Origin of the sequence: Paenibacillus sp. NAIST15-1, assembly GCF_001894745.1 — a bacterium.
Classification (GTDB): domain Bacteria; phylum Bacillota; class Bacilli; order Paenibacillales; family Paenibacillaceae; genus Paenibacillus_B; species Paenibacillus_B suaedae.
Window position 1 is genome coordinate 759,640 of record NZ_BBYF01000001.1, and the last position, 22,293, is coordinate 781,932.

Here is a 22,293-nt window from a genome sequence, read left to right on the forward strand (position 1 = left end):
ACGCCATTCCGTCAACACACCACAAAAATCTCCTTTTGTATCTTCATGAATTCAGCAATGCTAGAACAGAAAGAATAGCGGAATTTTGAGAGCAACTGTATTTGAAAGCGATTACAAAATTAGATAGGAGGCATTTTATGATCCGTAAACTGTCAAGCTGCATTTTGCTACTCTTTATTCTTTTTTACTCTATTCTTCCTAACAACTTGCCGTCTGTTCACGCGCAGGCCGACGATGCCATTGTCAACAATGCCATTGCTAACAATGACTTCCCTATCGTGCTGGTTCATGGATTTGGAGGCTGGGGAAGAGACGAAATGTTTTCGTTTAAATACTGGGGCGGATTGGGCGATATTCAAGAACAATTAAGGAAACACGGTCATTCCGTATATACAGCTGCGATAGGGACGGTATCGAGCAATTGGGATCGTGCCTGTGAGTTGTATGCACAAATTAAAGGGGGAACCGTAGATTACGGTCAAGCCCACTCGGAACTGTACGGTCACGAGCGATATGGCAGATCGTATAAAGGGATGTATCCATCATGGGGAGAGATCGACCCGAATACGGGGCGTCCGAAGCAAATTCATGTAATTGGACACAGCATGGGAGGACAAACTGCACGCATGCTGATTCATCTATTGGAAAAAGGAGATGCTGCTGAACGTGCTGTCACCGATGCATCTGATCTATCCCCGTTGTTCAGTGATCAACCACTTCCGTATGTTAGCAGCCTCGTTTCCCTCGCCGCGCCGCATGATGGCACCAGCTTTACGCATTTTGTAGAGGGAGTCATACCCTTCATCCACCAGCTGATTGGCTTGATTGCCGCAGCTTCTGGCAATGCCGAGCACCCCCTATATGATTTCAAATTGGATCAATGGGGATTGAAGCGAATGCCCGATGATTCCTTTTTCGATTATTTCCAACGGGTAATAAACAGTAAATTTTGGAGAATATCAAAAGACAGCTCACTGTGGGATTTAAGTCCTGACGGGGCCAAACAGTTCAACGAGCAAATACAGGCAAATCCGAGCGTCTATTATTTCTCGATCGCCACCAACAAATCATATCGTATCCCGCTATCGGGATGGCATGCGCCAAAGCTGCTCATGAATCCGTTATTGCTGCCGCCGAGCTATTTTGTCGGTTCCTTCTCGTACGAATCCCCAGGGCATGTAGTCATCGATGAGGAATGGTGGCCAAATGATGGGCTGGTAAATACGATTTCCATGGACGGCCCAAAAAACGGATCAAACGATCAAATCATTACTTACCAAGGAAAGCCGCAGATTGGAAAATGGAACTACTTAGGACTCATGGATTCCTGGGATCATCTCGATATCGTTGGATTGGGCCTAAAAAATACGGGAGATTTTTTTCTCGACTTAGCGGATATGCTGACCGAGCTGCCTCCGGCAGGCTGATGAAACAGATGTCTATAGGAAATAAAGTGTTACCTTGACTTCAATATAAAACCAGCGGCAGTCTCCAACTGAAAAATACAGTCTTAGGCTGCCGCTATTGCTTTTTAACACTTATCTTCCCCACAACCGCCAACGATCTCAGCTGGCTCCCTTGGAGTCGTAAAGCCCCCAAGCAATTCTGGACATACTGTTATCACTTGGTCTGCTTCTAACAATTGGAGTATCTTTGAATCTAAACAATGTGTACCATTATATCTCACCTCTAAGCCTGCTAAGCAAGAGCTCACTAATATCATTTATATCACCTCTATATATCGCGGAAAATAAGATTTCTGCATCCACGATTACTCCAACGATGTGTGGTTCGAAATTGCTTGAATAATCGTATCCCAATCGTCGAAGTGTATTTCGTGCCCCGTTCCATCAAGCGTTAATAAGGATGCATTCGGTATTTCCTCAGCAAGTGCAACACCATGTTCTAATGGAAGAATCGTGTCATCCGTACCGTGAATAACCAAAGCAGGCACAATGATTTCTTTTAACTTCCCTTCGTAGGCGTCATCACCTGTAAGCAGTGCGTGATTAAACATACTGAGCAGATTATTAGCTCGTTTGATCTCGCGCATTACTTGCTTATTCACTCTATTCTCATCGAAGTCATGCTTGGAACCACAAAGCAGGCTAGAGCCTTTGACCAGGTATTTTGCAACCGCCTCTTCATCCGACCAATCCAGTGCTGCTCCATCCGCATGATAAGCAAGTATCTTTTCATCCAACGGAGGCAAGCCCCTGTCGTTGTCATCAGATCCAAAAATAGATGAGGCAATCAAAGTCATGCTTAGAACTCTTTGAGGATATTTGACAGCGATTATCTGTGCAATCATGCCACCCAGTGACAATCCGACGAGATGCGCTCGGTCAATTCCGTATGAATCAAGCACCCCAACTGCATCATCAGCCATGTCTACCACGGAATATTGGGATCTCCCTGGCGGATAGGTCGTTGTACGTCCCACATCTCGGTTATCAAATCGAATCACATAACGGCCCGAGTCTGCCAAACCTTGGCAGAACTCATCATCCCAATAAACCATAGAACACATGGCTCCCATAATCAACAGGACGGGTGGATGAGTTGGATTGCCAAAACTTTCTGTGCATATCTCAATTCCATTGATTTTTCTTATCTTTTCACTCATGAGATACTCCTCATTTCATTCGAATAATTTAAAAAGATACACTCAAATAAACCCATACATTTTTCAATAAAATGATGAGAGTAGTTGAACTGTGCTTCAAATTAACGCAAACGAATGAACTCGATAATCATGAGAAGCTCTCTCCTTTATAAAAATTGGTTTTTGATACCAGTTTCGATTTTACCATATCCGCTGCAATATTTTCAGTATTTTTATCAAATAAGCACATGGACAATACCGATTATCATTTATAAAGAAGAACCTTCTGCCATAGGATACGCCTTATATGGATTGCTGAGTGTCGGCTTCGCAGTAGTGAGCTCAACCCGAACAATAGTTACGAACTATGGAACAATCTCAAACACAGTTCCTTGGTGACGATCAGCCACTTTTACAGAGCCATAAACCCCTAAATACAGTCTGGATTGACTCAGACTCGTTCCCAAACTAACATAATAAGCGGATTGAGACCCAAAATCATAATCGGTTTCAATCACACTAAAATCACTTTGTTTACAATCCGTTCTTACCCTGGTATAAGCTAAAACTCCTCTAACTGGAGGGGGAGATCCTTCATTTCTGGCGAGATCCGTAAACACAACACTTCCCGTTAAACCGGGGATTGCATTTCCCATATAGGTCTGAACCCCAGTCAGGGCAGTTCCTCCAAACTTATCGGCTCGGGGATCTTTATGAAAATAACTAATGAGAGGCGGAAGACGCCGCACTGAAGTCGTGATCGCTTCATCGTAATAAGAAATTGTCTTCTCAGCCAAAGCCGGATCTGCAGAACAGCCTGTAATGAACGAAGTAGGAAAAACGCCTTCCCACCCTCGCCAGCCAAAGTTAATAAATCCTTCTTGGTCAAGGACAGAATTCGTCAAAGTCGAAGAAGCTTGAACAAGCTGAGTAACCGGTATGGGTTTATAATGAATGAATGCAAAAATCGACTCTACGAGATCCTGTCCGACACTTCCTACGTATTTGATGTACTGATTATAAGATAACCTTTGAAATGCAATGCCTGGCAGATTGCGGCCCCCTTTGGCCATTACCGCAAGTGTTTCCTGAATAGACACAGGCAGCTCATTAAAACGTGTAACTACGGGCGGATTATCGATAAATGTAGGTTTGGAAATATTAATTTCAATGATTTTACCCGCGATTTCCATATCCGTTTGGCTTAAATTAAATGGATCATAGCCTGATCCGCCATCTCCGGTTGTCAAAATAAGTTTTCCTGTTTCAGGTGAGAAGTTTAAGCTATTGACGCCATTATGATTTAAAAATGGTCTTCTTATATTCAGTAATGTCCGCCGTTTTTGAGGTTGTCCATTCGCATGTAGAATCCATTCCTCAACGGTATCAATATGATCATAATACGTTTCTCGATTTAACCACTTCAAGTTTAAGGTTTTAGGATCACACGGGCTCGGCTTAAAAGATTCAAATTCACCTGGAAGAGAACCAGGGCCTTGGGTTCCAGCCACTGAATAATGGAGATAAAACAGACCATTAAAATAAAAATCAGGATGAAAGGCTAGCCCTATCAATCCCCGTTCATCATACCCACCATTAGAGGCACCTAGTGTTATGATTCTTGAGCGAATATCTAAAAAGGTTCTTATATCCCCGTCCCCTATGTAAAAGATCTCACCTACTTGAGTTGCAATAAATAATCTTTCAATTGATTCACCCGGAAGGATCGCTGTTTTCAAAACAGTGGGCATATTTAACTTGCTTACAATGGGCCGTAAGCCAACTTTAACTTTCATCAAATAGCTGTGCGCCCCCTTTTTATTGTTTTACTTTTGATATGAATATGTTTCGATCTGTTCTATTAGTACCGACTTAGGGCCTGGCATCTGACAAGGCATTGCACCACTTTCCGAGCCTGGCCGCGGCGTATACAAAAAGGGCTCTGCCTCCATTACGGAAAGCAAAGCCCTTCTCACTATCTGTGCTTACACATATGCCCTCTACTTAACCAAACTCCGGATATCCCCTTACTTAAGCTGTTCATTCAACACACTATCTTCTAAAACAGCAAACTTATCTCCATATACTCTCGTTAAATGCTTTTCACCCCATGCACATAGTGCACTTAGAATCCCTTCTAAGCTCTGTCCATATTCACTAAGCTCGTATTCCACTCTTGGTGGAACTTGATTGTACACGATGCGATTGATAACCCCATCCTCTTCTAGCTCGCGCAGCTGTTGGGTAAGCATTTTTTGTGTGATATTTGGCATGAGGCGCTTTAATTCGCTTGTCCGTTTTTTCCCGTGAGTCAGATGGCATAGAATCACACATTTCCACTTGCCACCTAAGACTTCTAATGTCGCTTCAACAGAGATATTGTATTTCTTTTTTTGCATCTTGGTTCTCCTCCTTCTTTATAGGCACTAAAAAGTACCTATATTACTTTTAGGTTTCTATATAACTTAAAAGTGCGTACTTTTCTTTATGGACGATATATCTCATAATAACATTTGCCGGCCGATGAATACCATACTTTCTTAAAAATCAATATAACATTTTGAGACGGATGCACTTCAAAATTTATTATTCGCTGGAAAGAAAGTTCCCATTTATATAACAGAAAAAAGGAGGAGATAATATGGAACTAAGTAAAAAGCAAAGCATGTTAGCATTGCTTGCCTTGGCTGTAAGTGCTTTTGCCATCGGAACAACTGAATTCATCAGTGTCGGGTTGCTGCCGCTTATTGCAAATGATTTACGTATTCCCGTAACAACGGCCGGATTAACGGTGTCCTTATATGCGTTAGGAGCAACGTTTGGAGCTCCGATTTTGACAGCTTTGACATCAAGTATGTCACGTAAGAAGTTATTACTTTGGATCATGATTGTCTTTATTATCGGCAATACTGTTGCTGCACTCTCCACGACAATCGGGATATTGCTAGTAGCACGTGTGATCTCAGCATTCTCTCATGGGGTCTTCATGTCAATTGGATCGACAATTGCAGCCGATTTAGTTCCAGAAGACCGCAGAGCTAGTGCGATTTCCATTATGTTTACCGGTCTTACTGTCGCTACGGTAACTGGTGTTCCATTTGGGACATTTATTGGACAGCAGCTAGGTTGGAGAACCGCCTTTATTACTATTGTTATCATTGGTGTTATTGCCATAATTGCAAATAGCATTCTTGTTCCATCTAATTTGCGTCAAGGAGTAAAAACTTCTTTTCGTGATCAGCTTAAACTAGTGACAAATGGTCGGTTATTGCTTTTGTTCATCATTACAGCATTAGGATATGGCGGAACATTTGTCGTCTTTACCTACTTATCACCTTTGCTTCAAGACATCACTGGGTTTAAAGAAGGAACGGTAGCTGTCATTTTGTTAGCTTACGGTATCGCGATTGCGATTGGGAATATGATTGGAGGTAAGTTATCGAATCAAAACCCAATTGGTGCATTGTTCTATATGTTTATCGTACAAGCAGTCGTCTTATTTATTTTGATGTTTACAGCACCATTTAAAGTGGCTGGATTGATAACGATTCTGTTGATGGGGCTGTTAGCATTTATGAATGTGCCGGGCTTGCAAGTCTATGTTGTGATACTGGCTGAGCGCTTTGTTCCTAGTGCAGTTGATGTGGCATCGGCAATTAATATTGCTGCATTTAATGCCGGGATTGCGATAGGTTCCTTTGTTGGCGGAATTGTTACAGACTCGATAGGACTTATTCATACAACTTGGATTGGTGCACTTATGGTATTAGCAGCTACAGTCTTAACTGGGTTTAGCAGAGCTATGGAACGAAAAGATCAAACAAGCAAAATCTAATAAAAATTTTTGGAGGTTTTCATTATGGTGGCAAAAAATTTGCAAGATACAACAACTTTGAATAACGGTGTGAAAATGCCTTGGTTTGGACTTGGAGTTTTCAAAGTCGAAGAAGGCCCTGAATTGGTTAACGCAGTAAAAACAGCGATTAAACATGGATACCGCAGTGTAGATACAGCAGCGATTTATGGCAATGAAGAAGGCGTTGGCCAAGGGATCCAAGATGGCTTAAAAGAAGCAGGCATTTCAAGAGAAGAGCTATTTGTCACTTCCAAGGTTTGGAACGCAGATTTGGGATACGAATCTACGATTGCTGCTTATGAAACAAGCTTGAAGAAACTCGGTTTAGAGTATTTGGATTTATATTTGATTCATTGGCCAGTTGAAGGAAAATATAAAGATGCTTGGAGAGCTTTGGAGACTCTTTATAAAGAAGGCCGCGTAAATGCAATTGGCGTAAGTAATTTCCAAATTCATCATTTGGAAGACTTGATGAAGGATGCTGAGATTAAGCCGATGATCAACCAAGTAGAATACCATCCGCGCTTAACTCAAAAAGAGCTTCAAGCATTTTGCCAAGCCAACGATATTCAGTTCGAAGCATGGTCACCTCTCATGCAAGGTCAGTTGCTGGACAACGAAGTTATTCAGGAAATTGCGAACAAGCATAATAAATCTATTGCCCAAGTTATTTTGCGTTGGGACTTGCAAAACGGGGTTGTTACTATTCCAAAATCAACAAAAGAGCATCGTATTGTTGAAAATGCAAATGTGTTTGACTTTGAACTGACGAAAGAGGAAATGGAGATCATTGATGGATTAAATCAGAACCATCGTGTAGGTCCAGACCCAGATAATTTTGATTTTTAATGAATAAGAACTCGGAGTCTGAGTTCTCAGAGTGTAGAGAAAGAGGTATTCTTTCTCTACACTTTTTTATGTTGATCAATGAAACAGCGACAGTCTAATACTTTATTTTCTGCTGACAGTAGCGCTCCCGCTTAAGGCGTAAGAGAAAAGGAATAAAATTCCCCTTCCTTATTGATCTTGCCCACGATTGTAGGCTGTTTGTCTTTCTTGAATGTATATTCATTAAATTTAACGGTAACTTTATATCCGGCCAAATTGACATTGAATATAGATTTAACTTTACCGCTTGCTGCAGAAATCGCTTGTTTTGGAGTATATTTGGGTTTGGCAAAGGATTTGGCAAAATCTTTGTCGCTCGTCCAATCCCTATAAATCGTATCGACTTCCAACACTTGATTTGTTATTGCGTCAATCTTGACTCTATGATGATCGTAGTAATCTTCAAAATGCCAAAAATAGCTGCTGGCGACTTCATCCTTTACCCGCTCCGCGTGAACAAGATTTACTTTTTCTCTACTTAATTGGTTAATTGCGTTAGCAGCTTTATTCAACAATTTTTTATCTACTTGGGCTGAGGAATAGCTTTGTCTGGCGATGATTTTGTTCCCTTTGTCGAGATCGATATCCAGCGATGCTGTCCCCCAGAATACCCAGTAATTTCGCGGCTCATTATCTCGATATGGCGATTTTACTCTCCATAATGCGTTGAACGTTAATGGATATTTCTTATCCTCGAACTTCGCGATGAAGGAATTCACCTTCTTAAGAACGGCTGGCTCCAACGCAAGATCCTTATCTTTGATTTGATAATAGATGGTTGTACTATACACTCGTTGTTTTTCCTTGTCGTAACCAACATTGAACCTTGCAGCAGGCTGGGACAACTCTCCTTCTAGATGAATATTGTCACTAGCATTCGCCATTACTTTGAGATCCGATTTCATCTCATTGCCTTTTGCAATATCCCCTAGAGCTGCTTTGACCTTCTATCTCCTTATTCAACAAAAAACAGGCGTCTTTGCACCGCTTATCTGTGCGAAAGACACCTGTTTAATTTTCTAACACTCTTTCAGTGACCTTTCCTATCAATCTGAGGTTCCACTGCGTTTATCCCACATTGTAACGCGGTTTTAGCACTTCTTGGTTCACTACTGGTTTCACTTCTTGGTTCTTCTTCGACTGATTACGTTGACTAGGTACGGAGATAAAGATCGCAATCAGGAACGAGAGCATACACAAGACTGCAATGACGGTAAAGGTAATATGGAAACCACCGAACAAAGCACTAAGGAACGAACCAGCCAAGGCACCTAACCCGAATCCTTGATAAATGATTCCATAGTTTTTGCTCTGGTTCTTCAAGCCGAAATAGTCAGCCACAATCGCCGGGAAGACCGTGATATTGCCGCCAAAACAGAATGCGATCACCGCGACACAGGTGAAGAAGATGCCCAGGTTCAAAGGTACGAAGTTTAAAGCCATGACTGACAATGCCGTCGCAAAAAGCGCTCCCGCTACAACTTTCATACGTCCTACTTTATCGGACAATGCACCGAGAATGATCCGGCCGGCCGTATTGAAAATCGCTACCATAGCTACCGCATTCGCTGCTGTGCTGACATCAAGACCGGCAAGCTGCACCCCGATGTCTTTGACGATACCAATCAGGTACAATCCACTCATACAAGCTGTGAATAAAATAAGGAAGAGCATATACGCTTCTTTCGTACGCAGCATTTCTTTCACTGTATAATTCCGTCCACTCTGCGACCCCGTATTTGCGTTCGCAGGTGCTTCCGTAATTACGGCTTCTTTGATTAAGAACGAACCGGCAATTACCATCACCATCACGATCAATCCCCAGACCAGAAATGCATAGGAGACACCCATCGTATTGATGAAATTCGCATTGATATATTTAAAAACCAAGCTGCCTGTCCCAAAAGCTCCTACCGAGATTCCCGATATTAATCCTTTGCGTTCAGGAAACCATTTAATTAAATTCGATAGTGATGTGATATATGCTGTGCCATCCGCAAAACCAACAACCACACCAGCAAGTAAGTATAACATCCACAACGATGAAACCTGAGAGCTAGCGATTAGCCCTGCACCGAGAACAGCACCTGCAATCATTGTCATACGCCGAATTCCGATACGATCCTGAATTTTACCGGCAAACAATGTCGAGAAAGCCAGTGCAAAACTAGTGATGGAAAATGTAATTGATACGGAGCTAAGCTCCCATCCAAACTTGTCAGCTAACGGCTGATTGAATAAACTCCACGTATATATGGTTCCTAATCCCATTTGTACAATGATTGTTCCAAGGACGATCATCCATCGATTTACTTGTGACCCAGTTGCTTGATGCGTTCTCATGATAGATCCCCTCTTTCCATTCTGCTATGATCAAGAGTTGTGTTTTATCTGCAGGGAAGTGAAAGCTCTTACGCTTTGCTTTTTACACCCTTATCTTACAAGATAAAACGCTTTCTCGAGCTATAAGCGACATGAAATGACGGGATTGCGGAATGAACTGCATTTATATATGCATCAACTGCCTAAATTCTTTAACTTTACTTCTGCTGACGGGCACTTTGGCATCCATATCACGTAGACGCAGCAGGTAGGTATTGTTGAACCATGGAACGATTTCATGAATTTGAGACAAATTGACGGTATAGGAACGATGACAACGATAGAATCGATCTTGAGGCAGCATGGCATGAAAGTCTGAAATACTCATCGGCATCGTGTAGGTACCGCTCTTCGTGAATACGTTCGTCACTTTCTCTTGTGCTTCCGCGTAGTAAATGTCATCGCTATCCGTTACGATATACTTATCATTTTTCAACAGATTAATGCGTTTCTCCTCAGATCTCTGCCTGCTGTCCGGAGGGTTTGAACTTCCACCTTGCTGCACATCCCGTTCGAAGGCGGTCTCCAGCTTACGCAGCATCGCGGCAATCCGGTTCTCGTCGTAGGGTTTCAAGATATAATCAAAAGCTTCCAGTTCAAAAGCTTGGGCTGCATGTTCCTTATACGCTGTTGTAAAAATAACATACGGTTTATGCGCGAACTTACTGATATTCGTCGCGAGCAGCATCCCATCCAGGGATGGAATGTTAATATCGAGAAAAATCGCATCGACTTCCTTCTCCTGCAGAAATTTGAGCACATCAAGGCCATCTTCGAATCGCTCCACGATTTCAATGCGGCTATGTTTGGTAATCAAATACTCCAGCTCTTCACTGGCCAAAACTTCATCTTCCACAATTATTGCTCTCATCGTGTCTCCTTCTGTATGTCAAAAAAGATATTCGTTCCTTGATCTAGCCGCTCCATTGTAACACCATGCCCGAAAATGAGCTTCACACGCTTATACACATTGAACAGACCAATATGATTCGGTGGAACGCGCTCCTCTATCACCTGATTGATGATATCTTCACGGATACCCACGCCAGTATCCCGCACGCCAATCCGAATGTACTCTTCTGTATCTTTGACATAGATAGTGACCGTTCCAGGTCCTCTCTCCTTCAATATGCCGTGGACAATCGCATTCTCCACTAACGGTTGAATGATGAGACTCGGAATCTTCACGGCGACTTCATCCACATCATAAACGACATGCAGCCGATTTCCGAAGCGTGCTTTTTCAATCTCTACGTAATTCCGAACCTGCTCTAGCTCCTTATGGATATCGATCAATTCATCCGTTAGCTCCAAATTATAACGTAAGTATCCTGATAAATTGACGATCAGTTCCCTCGCTTGATCCGGTCTAGTTCGGATCGAGGATCCAATCGCATTTAGCGCATTGAACAAAAAGTGAGGCTGAATCGTTGTCTGCAGCGCCTTGAGCTCCGCTTTATTCGCCATCTCCTTAATCTCTTCCACACGAGAAACTTCCATTAATGTCGAGATGATCTGGGACAAACCGACGGCCATAGTCTGCAGCGGATAGGTAATTTTATGCGCTTTCCGATAATAAATCTTCAAGGTCCCCGTCACTTCTTCCCGCTCTTTCAGCGGAATAATAAGCAAGGATTGAATGCCGGGCATCGCATCGTCCAACGCATGGTTGCTTATCATGAACTCCCCGCTCCGTATCGTCTGTTTGGTCATATCACTGATGATTTCATGCCGGAATTGATAGCGGTCTTCCCCAAAACCGACATAAGCGAGCACGCTCGAGGCATCCGTAATCGCCACTGCATCAGCTTGAATGTCTTCTTTAATAATGGAGCAGATCTTGTGCAAGGATTCGGTATTGATGGAACGGAAATAGGGTAAGGTCTTATTTGCAATGTCCAACGCCAACTTCGCTTGCTGCGCAGCGATTCCTTCCCGCTCACTTTCTACATTCTGAATCAACAAAATGATCAATCCCACATTCAATTGCCCGAGAATCATCGGTGTTGCAATTCTGGATACAATCTCGATCCCTAATGCTGCAGGCTGCGCCATGAAGATGATCAACAGCATCGTTAAAGCTTCGCAAGCCATTCCGGCAACAATCCCGATAAACCAACGCTTCGCTCTCGGTGTTCGAAGATGAATATACCCTGATACCAGACCCGCAATAATACTCGTAATAAGACATGGAATCGAGGTGACCCCGCCGATATCGATCAAATAACGATGGATTCCGGACACCACGCCCACAACAAGACCGACCCAAGGCCCGAACAAGATGCCCCCTGCCGTAATCACGATGATCCGTACGTTGACAAGCGATCCTTCCACATCAATGCCTGAGTAGGTACCGAATAATGCAAAGGTGCAGAACAGAAGCGTTACAACGGCGAACTCCTTCGTTGTCAGCGATTCTTTTTGCAAAATCTGCTTAAAGCTCGGAATACGAGTTAAGAAAAACAAAATAATGAGCAATAATGCTGCCCGCTCAAAGAGCTGAAGCAGCATTGTGAAATCTCCGTTTATTGGAAACTACCTCCCGTTATCTCAAGCTGTTGTTTGTTTATTTTATCAAAGTTTGCTCTGTTTTCACGTTCCAAATCCATACATCAAACAATCTACATACCCCATTAATCTTAATAACCTTAACCACAAAGAAAGAGCGTGTTTTGAAAAAGATTGATCAAAACACGCTCTTAACATACTCTATTGAATTATTCTTTTATTTAAGGTTTAAAGGATTACTACACAATATTAAATCACTTATTGTTCGTTATTTTCCATCCACTGAAAGTGAAAGCTTCCCTTTTGATCAAGCCGCTCGAACGTATGCGCCCCAAAATAATCCCTCTGTGCCTGCAGCAAATTAGCTGGCAGTCTCTCTGTCCGATAGCTGTCATAATAAGCTAAAGCGGAAGCGAAAGCAGGAACCGGAATCCCTCTGGTTACGGCGATCGATACGACTTTTCTCCAGGCTTCCTGATAGTTAGCAATAATCCCACTGAAGTATTCGTCCAACAACAGGTTTTTCAAATCCGGGTTCCGGTCATATGCATCCTTAATATTTTGTAGAAACCTTGCGCGGATAATACATCCTCCGCGGAAGATCATCGCAATGCCGCCATAGTTCAAATTCCAATTATACGCGTCGGAAGCAGCTCTCATTTGCGCAAAGCCTTGCGCATACGAAGCGATTTTGCTGGCATACAAAGCTTTGCGAACGGCTTCGATGAATTCATTGGGATCGCCGTCGTAGCTTGACGCCGCGGGGCCTTTCAGCTGCTTGCTTGCTGCCACGCGTTCTTCTTTCATAGCGGAGATAAATCGTGCAAAGACAGATTCAGTAATAATGGACAATGGAACTCCTAAATCCAATGCACTTTGGCTCGTCCATTTCCCCGTTCCTTTCTGTCCTGCCGAATCGAGGATGACATCCACCATTGGCTTGCCGGTCTCCGGATCAGTCTTCGAGAAAATATCGGCTGTTATTTCAATCAAATAACTATCCAGTTCGCCTTTGTTCCATTCGGAGAAAATGTCATGCAGCTGCTCGGTATTTACGTTCAATACATCTTTGAGCAGATGATACGCTTCGCCGATGAGCTGCATATCGCCGTATTCAATGCCGTTGTGCACCATTTTGACATAATGGCCGGCACCGTCTTCTCCGATATAAGTCGAGCAGGGATCGCCGTTCACTTTGGCCGAAATGGCGGTCAGAATTGGCTCTACCAGTTCATACGCCTCTTTTTGCCCGCCCGGCATAATCGCGGGGCCGTTTAGCGCTCCCTCTTCGCCGCCCGAGACACCTGCGCCAATAAAACGGAACCCCTTGGCTTGCAGCTCTTTATTTCTTCTTTGCGTATCAGGGAAATAGGCGTTCCCGCCGTCGATAAGAATATCCCCTTGACTCAGGTAAGGAACTAGCTGATTGATGGTATCGTCTGTCGGTTGTCCCGCTTTGACCATAATTAGAATTTTCCGCGGCGTCTCGAGCGATTGGACGAATTCTTCGACACTGTACGTGCCGACGAAATTCTTTCCTTGCGCCTCCTCCAGAAGCTCATTCGTTTTCTCTGGCGAACGATTGTATACCGCAACCGAGAACCCTTTGTTTTCTATATTTAAGGCCAGGTTTTTCCCCATAACGGCCAAGCCGACCACGCCGATTTGCTGTTTTTTCATTGCAATTCCCTCCCTGTCATTTCTCTCTCTTTGTAGATAAACGTTTGATGAGCCCGGCTTTCTGCGCTTCGAAACCAGGCTTACCCAGCAGCGCAAACATATTGATCTTGTTTATTTTAAGCGTAACTTAAAGCTTAGCTGTTTTTTTTCCAATCGGCAGCGAATTTATCCATACCTTGATCCGTCAACGGATGCTTGGAAATTTGTTCGATCACCGCAAATGGAATCGTGGCAATATGCGCGCCTGCCATTGCTACGCGAGTCACATGATCCGGATGGCGGACAGATGCCGCGATAATTTGCGTATCCAGGTTATGCACTCGGAACAATTCAGCGACTTTCGTGACGAGTTGGACGCCGTCTTCCGATATATCATCCAAGCGGCCAAGGAATGGCGAGACATAGGTCGCACCTGCACGAGCGGCCAGCAAAGCTTGATTCACAGTGAAAATCAGCGTCACGTTCGTTTTCACGCCTTTGTCGCTCAAGTAGCGGCAAGCTTCAAGTCCAGCGAGCGTCATCGGAAGCTTGATCGTGATGTTTTTGTCATTATTGTTGATTTTGATTAGTTCGTTCGCTTGCGCGATCATCTCTTCAGCTGTCATCGCATCAGGCGTTACTTCAGCGGAAACCGATTCAACTCCGGGTACTTCCCGCAGAATCTCGGCGATTCGATCTTCAAATTTCACACCTTCCTTGGCGACCAACGACGGATTCGTCGTAACACCGGATAAGATGCCGATTTTATATGCTTTTTTGATGTCTTCCACATTTGCAGTATCGATAAAGAATTTCATAGGTAAGTACCTCCTCCATTATTTTGTTGCTAATTTATTATTAATTCATTAATTCCTTCGCAAGGCGAACCACTTGATTGACGGAGAAACCAAAGTATTCCATAACATCCGTACCAGATCCGGATGCGCCAAATGTATCGATCGACAGTACTTTTCCGCCTTGCCCCGTGTAACGATCCCAGCCTAACGAAATGCCCGCTTCAATGGCCACCCGCTTCGTAACGGAATTAGGAAGAACACTCTGCTTGTACTCATCGGGTTGACGATCGAACAGCTCTCTGCTCGGCATGGCAACGACGCGTACGGAAATATTGCCCCGCTCCAACTCCGCCTTGGCGTTCATGGCCAGAGAAACCTCGGAGCCGGTTCCGATTAGGAGGACATCCGGCTGACCGCCCGTTTCGCTCAAGACATAAGCGCCTTTGGCTACCCCTTCAACATTGGCCTTGGTCGCTTCATATACAGGCAGATTTTGTCTGCTTAGCACCAAGGCTACCGGGCCTTCATTTTGCTGTAGAGCATACGCCCATGCGCTTGCCGTTTCATTGGCATCGGTCGGACGAATGACCGTAAGTCCTGGAATGGTGCGCAGCGCAGCCAAGTGCTCGACGGGTTCATGCGTAGGTCCATCTTCCCCAACAGCAATGGAATCATGGGTAAACACATAAATCACAGGCAGTTTTTGCAGTGCAGCCAAACGAATAGACGGGCGCAAATAATCGCTGAATACGAAGAAGGTGCTTACGAATGGTTTTACACCTCCATGCAGGGCCATGCCATTGCCGGCTGCACCCATAGCGTGCTCACGGACGCCAAAGTAGATATTGCGTCCCGAGTAAGACTCCACCGCAAACTTTTGCTCTCCTTTGATGTCCGTCATCGTCGAATGCGATAAATCCGCACTTCCTCCAAAAATCGAAGGAACGGTTTTTACGTAATGATTTATCGCTTCGCCACTTGCTACACGGGTAGAAATCGATTTGGAAGTGTCGAACGTAAGGATATCCGCGGCCTCAATCGACACGGAGCCGTCGATGACTTGCTCAAGCTCCTTACCCTCCGCAGGATATTGCGCTTTATAGGCAGTGACCAATTTGTTCCACGCTTCTTCTTTGGCCTCGCCCTTGCGTTTCAACTGCTCGAAATGCGCTTTGACTTCTTCCGGAACAGCGAACTCTTCCTCATACTTCCAGCCGTAAGCTTCCTTGGTCGCCTTCGCCTCTTCTTTGCCCAGTGGATTGCCGTGTACTTTGTTCGTTCCCGCTACCTTGCTGCCGTAACCGATAATCGTCCGAATTTCGATAAGCGTCGGCTGGGCATCATTTTGCTTAGCTGCCGCGATCGCTTCGGTAATCTGGGAAATATCATTGCCGTCCTCGACCCGGATATATTCCCAACTGGCCGATTCCGCTCTTTTTTGCATATTTTCGCCGAAGGAGAGATTAAGCTCTCCGTCCAACGAGATGTCGTTGGAATCATACAATACGACTAACTTTCCAAGCTTCATATGTCCTGCCATGGACATCGCCTCGTAAGAGATTCCTTCCATCAAGCAGCCGTCTCCCACAAGCGCATACGTATAATGATCGATTACTGGGAATCCGTCTTGATTGAATTTCGAGGCCAAATGTGCTTCAGCCATCGCCATCCCCACTGCCATCGCCAACCCTTGTCCCAGAGGTCCAGTTGTCGCTTCTACGCCATCTGTATGCCCATATTCGGGATGCCCTGGCGTTTTGCTGTTCAGCTTGCGAAACTGTTTTAAATCGTCAAGCGACACCTGATATCCCGACAAATGCAGCAGGCTGTAGAGTAAGGCAGATCCGTGACCCGCAGAAAGAACGAAGCGGTCGCGGTTAAACCATTTGGCATGGCTGGGATTGTGATTTAACAGTCTGGACCAAAGGGCGTATGCCATCGGCGCCGCTCCCATCGGCAGCCCCGGATGACCGGAATTGGCACGGTTGATAGCATCGATAGACAATGTTCGGATCGTATCGATGGATAATTGATCAATGGTTTCCTTGGTAAGCATATTGTTCTCCTTCTTCCGCTTTAATATTTCCTTCTGATTTGTCATCGAACCACCAATGATAGCCGTCCTGCGCCAACAACGCATCGGATTCGGCAGGTCCATAAGTACCCGCTTCATACCGATGAAGTGGAACCAGATTCTCTTCGAATGCTTCCAGGATCGGTTGAACCCATTGCCACGACAATTCGACTTCATCCCAATGTGCGAAGAACGTAGGATCTCCTTGCAATGCATCGTAAATCAAATTTTCGTAAGCCTCGGGAACATCGCCCTTGCTCTCATGAAAGTTCATCTGAAGGGGCTTGAACTCCCCTTTATGCAAAGGATCTCTTGTATTTAATTGCAGCGTAATGCCCTCGTTAGGACTAATTTCAAATACCAGAAGGTTAGGCGATTTTCCTTCTGTATTTGCCTGTGAGGACTTCGTCAACAGATCCTTGAACTCAATTACAATCCGCGTTGATTTCTCTTTCATTCGTTTGCCTGTACGGATATAAAAAGGAACGCCGCGCCAAAAGAAATCATTGATCTCCAATTTAGCGGCTATAAACGTATCGTTCATAGAAGTAGATGCGATACCTGGTTCGGAGATATAGCCAATTACCGGCTTACCTTGAATGGTTCCTGCTTTGTACTGCCCGCGGATAATGCTCGCGCTCACTTCCTCTTTTCGCAACGGCTCGACAGCTTCCATCACCTTTTTCTTCTTATAGGCCACCATTTCCGAGTCGCTGTTGATTGGAAGATGACTTGTCAGCATCATCAGTAATTGCAGCATATGGTTTTGGAACATGTCTCTTACGGCACCTACATGATCGTAATAACCCGCTCTTTCTTCTACGCCGACGGTCTCGTTTGCCGTAATTTGCACGTTGGCAATATAACGATTCGTCCATAAGGCATTAAGAACCGGATTTTGCTGCAAAATCTCAAGCTTCTGGATTAGCGGCTTGCCGAGATAATGATCGATTCGGAAAATTTCATGATCCGAAAAAGATTTGCTCAGTTGCTGATTTAATTCGCGAGCAGATTTCAAATCATGGCCGAAAGGCTTCTCGATCACGAGACGCTTCCAGCCATTCGCGGAACCAAGCCCGCTTTCCTTAATGCTCGCTGTGATCGTTTCAAAAAATTCAGGTCCGACAGATAAATAAAACAGGCGATTCGGTGGAATCTGCAGCTCTTCTTCCCTCTGTTCAATCAGTTGCAGCAGCTTCCTATAATCTTCTTTGCGATCTATATGAAGAACGCTGTAACGGAATAAGCTCACAAATTCTTTGATTAGCGCAGAATTGTTCGCTTCGCGTCTGGAAAAAGTACGGATAGACTGCTCGACATTTGCCTGAAACGATTCATCAGACAGTTCTCTTCTCCCAAGACCAAATAAGGAGAATGATTGTGGCAGCTTCCGATCGATATACAAGTTGTAAAGGGCAGGGTATATTTTTCTTTTGGCTAAATCCCCTGTCGCTCCAAACAAAACAAAAGTGGTCGGCTCCATGTTTCTCTCTCCTTCAAGCAGCGCTCTCTTAATCAAGCTCTGGTTTCTATTTCGTAGTTCCACTATAATACGAATATCATCTATACAAGTAATAAATATATTTCACAGGAGCTATAGACCACATCTATGAGTATAAATTACGAATTGTACAAGGTTTTTTATTGGGCTGCGAAGACAGGCAGCTTGACTCAGGCTGCCAAAGCCTTATACCTAACCCAACCTAGCGTCAGCCACGCCATCAAACAGCTTGAAAACAGCTTCGGCGTCACTTTGTTTTACCGGAATTCCAAGGGCGTTGGGCTGACGAGAGAGGGCACCATCCTGTATTCCTATATTGAGCAGTCACAGATCTTAATATCGCTGGCCGAAGAAAAAATGGAAGCACTTAAAAATCTGGACAGCGGCGAGCTGCGGATTGGCGGAAGCGATTCGCTGTTCAAGCATTATTTGCTCCCGTACTTGGAGGACTTTCATGAGAAGCATCCCGGGATCAGACTTCACCTGAATCATGGAACTACGCCGGAAATCATCTCCTTCTTAAAAGAAGGGAAAATTGATTTAGGCGTCATCCGTATGCCTATCGTCGATACCCAACTTGAAGTGAGGGAGACTTTCCAGTTGCAGGAATGCTTCGTAGCGGGGACACGTTATGCCGAGCTCAAGGATGCGGTTTTAACGCTGGATATGCTGCTCCAGTACCCAATTATCCTGTTCTCGCGCAATAGCAGGGCACGAATGACCATTACGGAATTATTTCAAAGCTACGGCTATAAGCTCGCACCTAAAATTGAGGTCGGAAGCGTGGATCTTCTCATCGAGTTTGCTCGAAAAGGACTCGGAATTTCATACGTGACGAGAGAATTTGTGTCGAAAGAGCTGGAGGAGGGTACCCTCTTCGAGATTCAATTGGACGTGCGGCTGCCGCCATCTCACGTGGGGATTATGATTATGCGCAACATGCCGCTTTCCATGGCAGCATGCGGGTTTATTGAGATGATTCAAACGTGTCCGCTATCAAAATAGGCACATTCAGATGCTGCTTTGCTTTGCAAGGTCTTCATCATCTGGCCCATGGCATGAACCAACGGTCTCTACCACTTTTAAAGAAAGAATAGAGAGTAAGGGAGAAGGAAAAATGAAAATATGTATATTGGGATCAACTGGGAGAGTTGGATCAGAGCTGCTGAAACTAGCATTACACGATTCGCATGATATTACGGTCTTAGTGCGTGATCAGAATAAGCTTGCAGTTTCGCATAGGAATCTACAGATCATCGAGGGAAATGTATTAGATGAACATGATGTGAAGAAGGCGTTAAAGGAAGTTGATATCGTTATAAGTGCTCTTGGAACAGATGGGAATGGCACGTTGTCGAAAAGTATGCAAACCATTATTACACATATGAAAAAAGAGGGGATAAGCCGAATCGTTACAATTGGAACAGCGGGTATTTTACAAGCTCGCACTAATCCGAAGATCTATCGGTTCCAATCGGAAGAATCAAAAAGAAGAAGTACCACAGCTGCCGAAGATCATTTAGCTGCTTATCTAGCCTTAAAAAATAGTGGGCTATGCTGGACGATTATTTGTCCTACCCATTTAATCAATGGCGAAAGAACGGGCATGTACCGAACAGAGGTAGATGTGCTGCCATTGAACGGATCGAAAATTACAGTGGGGGATACTGCTCATTTTGCCTGGTCTTTGATAAATAAAGAAGGATATGAGAATAGCCGTGTCGGCATCGCTTATTAAATACCGTCCCAAAGCCGTTGACTAGTTTTTTTATGGTAGTAATAGGTTTCCACAAGAAAAAAATTGTGCCGATCTGTAATTTTATTTGGTCGGCACAATTATATGGTTCCACTCTTTTTTACCAATGTTAATTTTGTCTCCGTATTCACTTTAGTTCCAGATCCATAAACACATCCGCTCTTACATAGGGCATGGGTCCGATCTGCTCGACAGGAACGCGCTTGAACCCAACCGATTCGTAAAGATGAATGGCGTCCGGCAGCTTGGTGCTGCTGCCCAAAAAGATCGATGTTGCGCCAAGTACGCGAGCACGGTTAATGGCGGCATGGATGATTCTCCGTCCGTATCCACGTCCTCGTAACTCGGGTATAACGCTCATCTTTGAGAGCTCGAACACCCCAGCACCAGTCGGCACAAGTGCAACGCATCCGACGATCGAATCGCTATCGCGTGCGATGAGCACGTCTCCTCCTCTATTCACGATGTTCTCCACCGGGTTATCGAGGATTGCCCGATCCGCCTCTTCGATGGTGAAGATTCGGGCAATCCATTCTTCGTTAAGTGTTTTGAAGGCCCGAGCTTCTTCGGGAGTCTGCATTGAAGTAAGCGTGAGCACTGTTTCAAGCATGCTAAGTTCCCTCCTCTTGTAAAGGTTCGTCGCCTACTGCACCTATCCTGTCATCAGATACACAGCGAGTCATTAAAGCCATCGCTTCTCATTTCATGGGCATGTCTTGTGGCCTACCTGCCTTGCGCCTTATCGCCCCTTAACGTCATACAAGTGCTTGAGGCATGAGCGATAAGTTTACCGTTCTCGTCAGTAATATCGCAGTGGATAAACCCGATGGTCTGTCCTCGCTTATACAGCGTAGCATGAGCCTTTATTTTGGATTTCCATACAGGTTTAAAAAAGTTTACTTTCATCTCGATCGTGGTAAAGGTTTCGTCTTCTTGCAAGGTAGAGCCGTAGGCAATCCCCATGGCCATGTCGGCAAGAATGCCGATGATGCCGCCGTTGCATGTGCCTTGCGGATTCGCGTGTTGTTTCGAAGCCTGCATTTCATACGTGGCCTCGCCCTCTTCTACGCTAATTAACTTCAGTCCCATAAGGCTCTCAACGGGAGACTGCTCCAATTCTCCGTTCAGCACTCTCCGATAATGCTCAAGAATGGTCATTTTGCATATTCACCCGCTTCTTTCCTCTGTCTCTGGAACAAATTATTCATCACTAGAGCGATGATCACGATGAATATCCCTGCCAACTGCAATCTTCCGACTTCAACTCCCTGGAGGGCACTGATCGTGACTGTCGTAACAGGGACGATATTCATAAATAACATGCCGTTCTCCGGCTTCAACATTTTATTGCCGACGTTCCATGTGAGCACGGCAAGTACGCCTGCGATCAGGATCATATACAGCAGTTCCGCCCCTGCGCTTCCGATCATCTTCGCGCTTGGCATCGTCAAGGCTCCGAAAACCGTTGCCGACAGCACGATTAAAATATTCATCAAGGCTCCGAAGCATGTTGTCATAGCAGTGTAACGAAGCGGCGACCAGCCTACAAATTTACTGCCACCCAACGTATAAATGACCCAGCATAGAGCACCGAGCATAATCAGCAGACTGGCGCCAATGTGCTCTTTGGTCTGTACGATTAGGGAGGAATCTCCATTCGTTATGACCAGCAGCGCGCCTGAAAGCGCAATGATAATTGAAACAAAAGTAGATAGCTTGGGTTTGCTTTTATGCACAGCCCAATTTACGCATGTCGTCATTAGTGGCATTAACGCCATGATAACGGAGGCAATGATTGCGCCTGACGATCCGCTGAGCTGTTGTCCGACAAAGGTAAGAAAGCCGAATCCTGAAAACCCTACAGCGCCAAAAAATAATAATTTCCACGATTGTCCCTCCAATCGGAGCACGTCCTTCCCTTCGAAAACGATCAGCATTCCCAAAAGAATGAGGCCAGCCCAAATGTAGCGAATCGTCGTGAAATAGAACGGATCGAGAACCTTCAAGGCAACTTGCATGACGGGAAACATGCCTCCCCACGCCAGCACAGGAATCAAACAATAGGTGATACCCGTTAATATAGTGTTTCTGTTCATTCCTAGAACCTTCTTTCATGAGCGTCGTGGTTTTTCCAGCAGAATTGATTAGTCTCCTCTTTTTTCATCATAAACGAAGGTGAACAGAACAGATCGATAAGACCAGAACAGAAGGAAGGAATTCCCTGTATAATAGAGACACACGCGCAAGTGCGAATTTCGGGTTAATGG

Annotated in this window: 19 protein-coding genes and 1 pseudogene; 5 read left to right on the forward strand and 15 right to left on the reverse strand. The window is 44.6% G+C overall.

Annotation, left to right across the window (positions count from 1 at the left end):
• Positions 1-137 precede the first annotated feature (137 nt).
• Positions 138-1,427: an esterase/lipase family protein gene (locus PBN151_RS03380; protein WP_072727652.1), complete on the forward strand. Its 1,290-nt coding sequence runs from the start codon at positions 138-140 to the stop codon at positions 1,425-1,427.
• A 113-nt stretch (positions 1,428-1,540) separates the two neighbouring features.
• Here the strand turns inward: PBN151_RS03380 and PBN151_RS03385 are convergent.
• The 4 genes and pseudogenes from PBN151_RS03385 to PBN151_RS03400 all read right to left on the reverse strand — a co-directional run.
• A pseudogene (locus PBN151_RS03385) lies at positions 1,541-1,723 on the reverse strand (2-thiouracil desulfurase family protein); the annotation flags it as partial.
• Positions 1,724-1,771: 48 nt separating this feature from the next.
• Positions 1,772-2,626, reverse strand: coding sequence for an alpha/beta fold macrolide esterase (gene mle, locus PBN151_RS03390; protein ID WP_072727653.1), 855 nt, complete (start codon positions 2,624-2,626; stop codon positions 1,772-1,774).
• A gap of 344 nt (positions 2,627-2,970) precedes the next feature.
• Complete coding sequence (locus PBN151_RS03395; RefSeq protein WP_072727654.1) at positions 2,971-4,404, reverse strand: PQQ-dependent sugar dehydrogenase; 1,434 nt, start codon at positions 4,402-4,404, stop codon at positions 2,971-2,973.
• A 228-nt stretch (positions 4,405-4,632) separates the two neighbouring features.
• Positions 4,633-5,004 carry a winged helix-turn-helix transcriptional regulator gene (locus PBN151_RS03400; protein ID WP_072727655.1) on the reverse strand — a complete coding sequence of 124 codons (372 nt, stop codon included), beginning with the start codon at positions 5,002-5,004 and terminating at the stop codon, positions 4,633-4,635.
• A gap of 242 nt (positions 5,005-5,246) precedes the next feature.
• On the opposite strand from PBN151_RS03400, the gene PBN151_RS03405 reads away from it, so the two are divergent.
• A complete protein-coding gene (locus PBN151_RS03405; protein WP_072727656.1) occupies positions 5,247-6,440 on the forward strand; it encodes an MFS transporter in 1,194 nt (397 codons plus the stop codon).
• A 27-nt stretch (positions 6,441-6,467) separates the two neighbouring features.
• The gene (locus PBN151_RS03410) at positions 6,468-7,310 is read left to right on the forward strand and encodes an aldo/keto reductase (protein ID WP_175560602.1); all 843 of its coding nucleotides are present in this window, start codon (positions 6,468-6,470) and stop codon (positions 7,308-7,310) included.
• A gap of 131 nt (positions 7,311-7,441) precedes the next feature.
• On the opposite strand, the gene PBN151_RS03415 is transcribed toward PBN151_RS03410, so the two are convergent.
• The 8 genes from PBN151_RS03415 to zwf form a co-directional block, all read right to left on the reverse strand.
• Positions 7,442-8,254, reverse strand: coding sequence for a hypothetical protein (locus PBN151_RS03415; protein ID WP_072727658.1), 813 nt, complete (start codon positions 8,252-8,254; stop codon positions 7,442-7,444).
• A 163-nt stretch (positions 8,255-8,417) separates the two neighbouring features.
• A complete protein-coding gene (locus PBN151_RS03420; protein WP_072727659.1) occupies positions 8,418-9,692 on the reverse strand; it encodes an L-lactate MFS transporter in 1,275 nt (424 codons plus the stop codon).
• 163 nt (positions 9,693-9,855) lie between these two features.
• The gene (locus PBN151_RS03425; RefSeq protein ID WP_072727660.1) at positions 9,856-10,602 is read right to left on the reverse strand and encodes a LytR/AlgR family response regulator transcription factor; all 747 of its coding nucleotides are present in this window, start codon (positions 10,600-10,602) and stop codon (positions 9,856-9,858) included.
• Entirely contained in the window at positions 10,599-12,242 is a 1,644-nt protein-coding gene (locus PBN151_RS03430; protein WP_072727661.1) for a sensor histidine kinase, read from the reverse strand. Before PBN151_RS03430 ends, PBN151_RS03425 begins: the two co-directional genes overlap by 4 nt.
• A gap of 255 nt (positions 12,243-12,497) precedes the next feature.
• Positions 12,498-13,919, reverse strand: coding sequence for an NADP-dependent phosphogluconate dehydrogenase (gndA, locus tag PBN151_RS03435; RefSeq protein ID WP_072727662.1), 1,422 nt, complete (start codon positions 13,917-13,919; stop codon positions 12,498-12,500).
• Between the two features lie 134 nt (positions 13,920-14,053).
• The gene (gene fsa, locus PBN151_RS03440) at positions 14,054-14,716 is read right to left on the reverse strand and encodes a fructose-6-phosphate aldolase (protein WP_072727663.1); all 663 of its coding nucleotides are present in this window, start codon (positions 14,714-14,716) and stop codon (positions 14,054-14,056) included.
• Positions 14,717-14,756: 40 nt separating this feature from the next.
• A complete protein-coding gene (gene tkt, locus PBN151_RS03445; protein WP_072727664.1) occupies positions 14,757-16,751 on the reverse strand; it encodes a transketolase in 1,995 nt (664 codons plus the stop codon).
• Positions 16,729-18,252, reverse strand: a complete 1,524-nt coding sequence (gene zwf, locus PBN151_RS03450) for a glucose-6-phosphate dehydrogenase (RefSeq protein WP_072727665.1) — start codon at positions 18,250-18,252, stop codon at positions 16,729-16,731. Before zwf ends, tkt begins: the two co-directional genes overlap by 23 nt.
• Positions 18,253-18,378: 126 nt before the next feature.
• Here zwf and PBN151_RS03455 point away from each other — a divergent pair, with 126 nt between their 5' ends.
• A complete protein-coding gene (locus tag PBN151_RS03455) occupies positions 18,379-19,275 on the forward strand; it encodes a LysR family transcriptional regulator (protein WP_072727666.1) in 897 nt (298 codons plus the stop codon).
• A 112-nt stretch (positions 19,276-19,387) separates the two neighbouring features.
• Positions 19,388-20,008, forward strand: coding sequence for an NAD(P)-dependent oxidoreductase (locus PBN151_RS03460; protein WP_072727667.1), 621 nt, complete (start codon positions 19,388-19,390; stop codon positions 20,006-20,008).
• A gap of 145 nt (positions 20,009-20,153) precedes the next feature.
• Here PBN151_RS03460 and PBN151_RS03465 read toward each other — a convergent pair whose 3' ends face one another.
• From PBN151_RS03465 to PBN151_RS03475, 3 genes are all read right to left on the reverse strand, one after another.
• Positions 20,154-20,636 (reverse strand): GNAT family N-acetyltransferase, encoded by a 483-nt coding sequence (locus PBN151_RS03465; protein WP_072727668.1) that lies wholly within the window; start codon positions 20,634-20,636, stop codon positions 20,154-20,156.
• 113 nt (positions 20,637-20,749) lie between these two features.
• A complete protein-coding gene (locus tag PBN151_RS03470) occupies positions 20,750-21,184 on the reverse strand; it encodes a PaaI family thioesterase (protein WP_072727669.1) in 435 nt (144 codons plus the stop codon).
• A complete protein-coding gene (locus tag PBN151_RS03475) occupies positions 21,181-22,122 on the reverse strand; it encodes a DMT family transporter (RefSeq protein WP_072727670.1) in 942 nt (313 codons plus the stop codon). The genes PBN151_RS03470 and PBN151_RS03475 overlap by 4 nt, the downstream gene beginning before the upstream one ends.
• Positions 22,123-22,293: the final 171 nt, after the last annotated feature.

Excerpts from the sequence above, each read along its gene's own strand:
- PBN151_RS03380 (WP_072727652.1), top strand. The coding sequence starts at position 138 with ATGATCCGTAAACTGTCAAGCTGCATTTTGCTACTCTTTATTCTTTTT.
- mle (WP_072727653.1), bottom strand. The coding sequence starts at position 2,626 with ATGAGTGAAAAGATAAGAAAAATCAATGGAATTGAGATATGCACAGAA.
- PBN151_RS03400 (WP_072727655.1), bottom strand. The coding sequence starts at position 5,004 with ATGCAAAAAAAGAAATACAATATCTCTGTTGAAGCGACATTAGAAGTC.
- PBN151_RS03405 (WP_072727656.1), top strand. The coding sequence starts at position 5,247 with ATGGAACTAAGTAAAAAGCAAAGCATGTTAGCATTGCTTGCCTTGGCT.
- PBN151_RS03415 (WP_072727658.1), bottom strand. The coding sequence starts at position 8,254 with ATGAAATCGGATCTCAAAGTAATGGCGAATGCTAGTGACAATATTCAT.
- PBN151_RS03420 (WP_072727659.1), bottom strand. The coding sequence starts at position 9,692 with ATGAGAACGCATCAAGCAACTGGGTCACAAGTAAATCGATGGATGATC.
- PBN151_RS03425 (WP_072727660.1), bottom strand. The coding sequence starts at position 10,602 with ATGAGAGCAATAATTGTGGAAGATGAAGTTTTGGCCAGTGAAGAGCTG.
- PBN151_RS03430 (WP_072727661.1), bottom strand. The coding sequence starts at position 12,242 with ATGCTGCTTCAGCTCTTTGAGCGGGCAGCATTATTGCTCATTATTTTG.
- gndA (WP_072727662.1), bottom strand. The coding sequence starts at position 13,919 with ATGAAAAAACAGCAAATCGGCGTGGTCGGCTTGGCCGTTATGGGGAAA.
- fsa (WP_072727663.1), bottom strand. The coding sequence starts at position 14,716 with ATGAAATTCTTTATCGATACTGCAAATGTGGAAGACATCAAAAAAGCA.
- tkt (WP_072727664.1), bottom strand. The coding sequence starts at position 16,751 with ATGCTTACCAAGGAAACCATTGATCAATTATCCATCGATACGATCCGA.
- zwf (WP_072727665.1), bottom strand. The coding sequence starts at position 18,252 with ATGGAGCCGACCACTTTTGTTTTGTTTGGAGCGACAGGGGATTTAGCC.
- PBN151_RS03455 (WP_072727666.1), top strand. The coding sequence starts at position 18,379 with ATGAGTATAAATTACGAATTGTACAAGGTTTTTTATTGGGCTGCGAAG.
- PBN151_RS03460 (WP_072727667.1), top strand. The coding sequence starts at position 19,388 with ATGAAAATATGTATATTGGGATCAACTGGGAGAGTTGGATCAGAGCTG.
- PBN151_RS03465 (WP_072727668.1), bottom strand. The coding sequence starts at position 20,636 with ATGCTTGAAACAGTGCTCACGCTTACTTCAATGCAGACTCCCGAAGAA.
- PBN151_RS03470 (WP_072727669.1), bottom strand. The coding sequence starts at position 21,184 with ATGACCATTCTTGAGCATTATCGGAGAGTGCTGAACGGAGAATTGGAG.
- PBN151_RS03475 (WP_072727670.1), bottom strand. The coding sequence starts at position 22,122 with ATGAACAGAAACACTATATTAACGGGTATCACCTATTGTTTGATTCCT.